At 38.8% G+C, this 4,898-nt stretch carries 5 protein-coding genes; all 5 read right to left on the minus strand.

What is annotated here, in order from left to right:
- Positions 1-147 precede the first annotated feature (147 nt).
- Entirely contained in the window at positions 148-1,356 is a 1,209-nt protein-coding gene (locus QP860_RS10265) for an EpsG family protein (RefSeq protein ID WP_041811978.1), read from the minus strand.
- A 41-nt stretch (positions 1,357-1,397) separates the two neighbouring features.
- A complete protein-coding gene (locus QP860_RS10270) occupies positions 1,398-2,156 on the minus strand; it encodes a DUF4422 domain-containing protein (RefSeq protein ID WP_002879387.1) in 759 nt (252 codons plus the stop codon).
- A gap of 20 nt (positions 2,157-2,176) precedes the next feature.
- Positions 2,177-3,295, minus strand: coding sequence for a glycosyltransferase (locus QP860_RS10275; protein WP_013440161.1), 1,119 nt, complete (start codon positions 3,293-3,295; stop codon positions 2,177-2,179).
- Positions 3,288-4,193 carry a glycosyltransferase family 2 protein gene (locus QP860_RS10280; protein WP_041811981.1) on the minus strand — a complete coding sequence of 302 codons (906 nt, stop codon included), beginning with the start codon at positions 4,191-4,193 and terminating at the stop codon, positions 3,288-3,290. The genes QP860_RS10275 and QP860_RS10280 overlap by 8 nt, the downstream gene beginning before the upstream one ends.
- 27 nt (positions 4,194-4,220) lie before the next feature.
- The coding region (locus QP860_RS10285) for a lipid II flippase MurJ (protein WP_284912766.1) at positions 4,221-4,898 on the minus strand (678 nt) is incomplete at its 5' end.

The raw sequence follows: 4,898 nt of genomic DNA on the forward strand, positions 1-4,898 counted from the left end.
CGCATTTACCGGCGTAGATAGTCAAAATCTACCAGATGTTATGGTAAGTGTTCAATTTATTCTTGCAATTGGCGGTTTTATTCTTAAGTTTAGCTAAGGTTTCCTCTGCATTTTTACTGTTTCTGTCCCTTCCGGCTCAAACTCCTCTTAGCGGTTAAAAATTGACTTGTAAGGGTAGACTTGCTCAAAGCCCATAGCAAAGTCATGGACAAAGAGTATACCAAAGATCACAATAACTAAAATATACAAGATCAAGCGACGTTTGTCATCTCTTTCGAATTTACTGATTGCATTTGGGATAAAGATGAACTGGGCATAAGTAAAGATTCTAACTACCCGGTACGTAGCTGGCAAAATTCCATCCATAGCACATACAATCAAAACCATCCATTGCAAAAGCTTGGCAATTGCCCATTCTTCAGCTGAATTTCCTAGTTTTTGGCGATCATCAAGTTGTAACATGCCAACCAATTGGCTCTTAAAGGAAGACTTGTTATAGGAAAACTGCGTCAAATCCCTATTAAAACGCTGCTGGTATTCTAGATAAAGGTAAATTAGTGAGATAGCAATTTGTACTCCCAAATAAAGTTTACCGATCGTCTTACCCAGATATACTCCTTGATTTAGATACATCTGTACTCGCGGAATGAGTAAGGCTAATAAGGCTAAAATTTGCTTGCCTAAAAGCTTAATAAAAATGTAAAAACCTAAGTTAATCAACAGATAGCTGAGCTGTGACAGAGGTAGTAGATCCAGAACCGCCATAATCAAGAAATAGTAGGCACTTTGGTGCATGGTCCCTGCTAGAATCGTCAATAAAACAAAAGCAATTTTCTTCTTACGAACTAAGAAATATAAAGCTGGTAACAAGATTGCTGAAGCTAAAGCTTGTCTAATATTGTTGATCGAAACAAAGTAGGTATAAGTCAAGTAGAACAGCAAGATCGACATAAAATAATTATCTGATAAAAAAACTGTTACTACATATACCAGTCCTAGGGTTAGAAGCGCACAAAGAGCAATTAACCACTGTGGATCACTGGTTAAACCAGCGACTAGCAGATTCAGTAAATAAAAACCAGGTTCATAATAATGAGTATAACTACCATTTACAATTGATAGAAACTGAGGGACATATGTATGAAAATAGTCAGTTCCCACTCCATAACGAAAACAAGAAATCAGCAAGATGGGTAGGGCAGATAAAGAAACAAGTCCAATTAGCTGCCATTTCTTGGTATCTTTGTACCAAGGCTGCTTAACCAGTAAAAAAGTTCCATGTTGGTTTTCTTCAATTAGTCGTGGCACAAAAGCAGCCACAAGAAGCGACATCGAAATCGCAATCAGATAAGCCATACTATACCCCTTTATTCTTTCCAAAGAAACAGTTTGGTAGTTTATTTTTTCAAAGTGTAAAAGATCTGGTTGGTGATCTGGCGGCGGTAATTAGTAATTTTTTCCTTCATTGGCATTTCGGTATTAACGATCGGTAAGTGCTTAACCTTCAATTCCTTATGCGAGATCCAAATATTTAACAACCGCTCTGACAAGAAACCATATAATCTTTGCTGATATGCATTCAAACTACTTAAATCAACCTGTGGCTCTAGGTTAAAGAGGATTGTAAACAACCACTGACAATATTCATCAAATAAGTCCCCTCTGCAAAACATCATATTAAATAAAACTGCCTTGTTTTGATTAAAGAATTTATCAAAATCAGATAAGTATTCGGGACTGCATTTGGCCACGCTGGCTCGCAACTTACCAAAAATTTCTTCAGTACAACAATGAATCATAATTTCATCATGAGCATTCTGCTTAAAGTTAGCGACATATGAAGTCACCAAATCATGGTCCTGTAAAAAGCCTTTAAGCTCATCATAACTATATATCTGCTCAAAACTAGAAGAGAAATCACTTTTGCCAAAATAACGACGATAATGTACTAATCCCTTATAATCATCTTTTGTATTTTTCCAGATCCAATATAGTCCTGTCAATTCACAATAGTTAGGATTTTTTTCAGAAATATTATCTCCTGTATCATCAGTCAAGTAGTCCAGGTGTTCATGCAAACTACTCCCCACTTGCAAAGGAAGATATTTGTCTAGCTTGGGTAGCTTGACTCTTTTATGGGTAATAATGTAGATCATTTTGACCTCGTTTTTAATGATTACGAATTATATAGCTTCATGAAAGTAGCCACTGTATCTGTAATATCCAATTTTTGACGGGATAATAGGTCATAGTTGTCACGATGCCCTAATTCCAGATCCTTGATCACTTGACTTTGCCAAGCTGACAAGCTTGTTTCATCAATTGGCAAGAAAGAAACATTGTTAGTCATTTTAGCCTCACTAGTGATTTGATCAGAGAAAATTACTGGCAAACCAGCAGCTTGTGCTTCAACCCCGACAATTGGCAAGCCTTCAAAATGAGATGGCAGCAAAAATACATCCATCGCTTGAAAAAGCTCACTAGTATTGGAACTTAAGCCGTAAAAAATTACTTGCTTATCCAGTCCCAAGTCATGCACCTGGTGTTTACATTCATCTTGCAAATCACCTTTTCCTACCAAAAGCAAGCGAGCTTGTGGATCTTGAGCATAGACTTTTGCAAAAACTTGAATCAAGTATTGGTGATTCTTCTGGTAAGCAAAACGACCAATATGGCCTAGTACATGTTTGCGAGATAAACCTAACTCTTTTCGTATCCTTTTTCTAATAATAGGATCATAACGAAAGGCGGCTAAGTCAACCCCATTCATAATCTTAATCACCTGTGACTTAGGTATACTTGGGAACATCCAATTAGAGGCTAAATCGGAAACTGACACATAACAGTCAGCCAATTTGACTAGCTTCCCTCTCAAGCTTTTATGAATAAAGCGCTTAAGCTGACGATGAGAGCCATCCACATCACTGGCATGTGACTGCAAGATTATTTTAACCCCACTATCAGCCTTACGTGCAGCCAAAGCCGTTACGTAGAGTTTATTTGCTACATCCCCATGGATATGAACATAGTCATAATTACCATCTTTTACAACCTTTTGTAATTTCTCATAGTACTTAAGCTGCTTCTTGATTTTATTACCAGGGTAACCAATGTAATAGACCTGAGTCCCTAGCTTGTTTAAATAATCAATATTTTGCTGTGATTCAAATGGCTCTAGGCAGGCTAAGTCAATCTGATAATTGGCCGGCTTATTTTCAATTACTCGTTTAATTAGAGAATACACTCCGCTGTAACCATTGTCATCAACGTTAACTTCTAAGATTCTCTTAGTCATGCTGCTCCTCAATATATTCAATTTCTGGTCTGAAGAAAATGCCCTCAACTGAACCCCCTAAGATTATCCCCAGTTTTTTGAGCTTATGTGGATTATGAGTAAAAATAACTTGCAACATATTGTAGTTGACCTTGGCGAACTGTCTAAGTCGACCCTTCATTCCATTTTCTCTAGCTATCACGCACTCATTACGATAGGCAAACTTATAACGACCGATCCGATCACCCTGTTCCTTAGCGATATTAGACCCATTATTATCCCTAGTCTTATGGATTACTTGACTCTTACCAACTACATAACAAGGATATTTTTTTGAAAGGCGGTTGGAATACTCAACATCATCCCCCCAAATAAAGAAGTCTTTAATTGGCAGGCCAAGTTCCTTAACCGTTGCAGTTTTAACAAAAAATGATACAAAAGTTGAGTAGTACGTTCTTACCAAGCCAGCAGACAGATAACCTAGATCACTAGTCCAGTCCTTGACCAATTTCGGACGGTTCATAACACAAGGCTGGCCATCAGTCCAAAAGACTGTACTAGATAAATAGCCATAGTTTCCCTTAAGCAGCTGATCTGCCTTTAGCAACTCTTTTAAAGCATCCCTTTTGACGATCGCATCATCATCCATAATCCAGACATACTTGTAACCAGCCTCACAAGCTTTGCGCATTCCAAAATTAAACCCACCGGCACCTCCTAAATTCTCGCCGGTATTAATATAAATGATTTGCCCTTGATCAATGTAGTCAGCAATATAGTCCTTAGTCCCATCCGTACTTGCATTATCAACGACTAATACATCTGCCTCAGCTACACTTTGCATCAACAAGGCATCAATTGCTTCTTTTAGTAGTTCTTTTCGATTATAAGTTACAACTATGGCAGCCACAGATTTCAAAATTTGCTAAATCCTTTCGCTAATTAATTATTTTTGCAACTTTTTACTAATTAAGTTCTTGGCTTGATCAATAATTGGAGCCTTTAAAAAATATACTAGCCCAGCATAAATTACTACACCAACAGCCACTTCACAAATCAACCAAAGCCAGCTAGCCTTCAAGTGTGTATTCATCCCAAAGACCGCAACAAACATTACCCCACTGGCCAATAAGTATTTCCATGAACTTTGGAACATTAAGCTTAGATCCAAGTCCTTTCTAACGACATAGAGCTGGTAGCCCGTCACAGCCACTTCCGACAAAACGGTTGCCCACATCGCTCCATTTAATCCCCAGAGACTGATAAAAGGAAAGTTCAAGATAATATTGACTACAGCCCCGATAGTTACGGAAGTCGTAAAGTCCTTGACCCGGTTAACTGGCAGCAAGTACTGCGTTCCAATAACATTGGACCAGCCGATCATCAAAATAACGATTGATTCGATCAGCATGGCCGGGCCAACCGGGGCGTACTTGGAGCTGTAGTAAAGCGGCGCCAAAGTCAGAGACACCCCGGCAATCCCAAACATCATCGGGTAGGCCAGAGCCGATACAAAATCAAAGGATTTGTACAGCATCTTGTGGACCTTTTCCATGTCATGCTGGGCAAAGGCATTGGCCACGTGCGGCAGCATGACTGTCCCCGTCGCCGTGACAAAGGCCAG

The organism is Aerococcus sp. UMB1112A, from assembly GCF_030230715.1.
In the GTDB taxonomy this organism is placed as follows: domain Bacteria; phylum Bacillota; class Bacilli; order Lactobacillales; family Aerococcaceae; genus Aerococcus.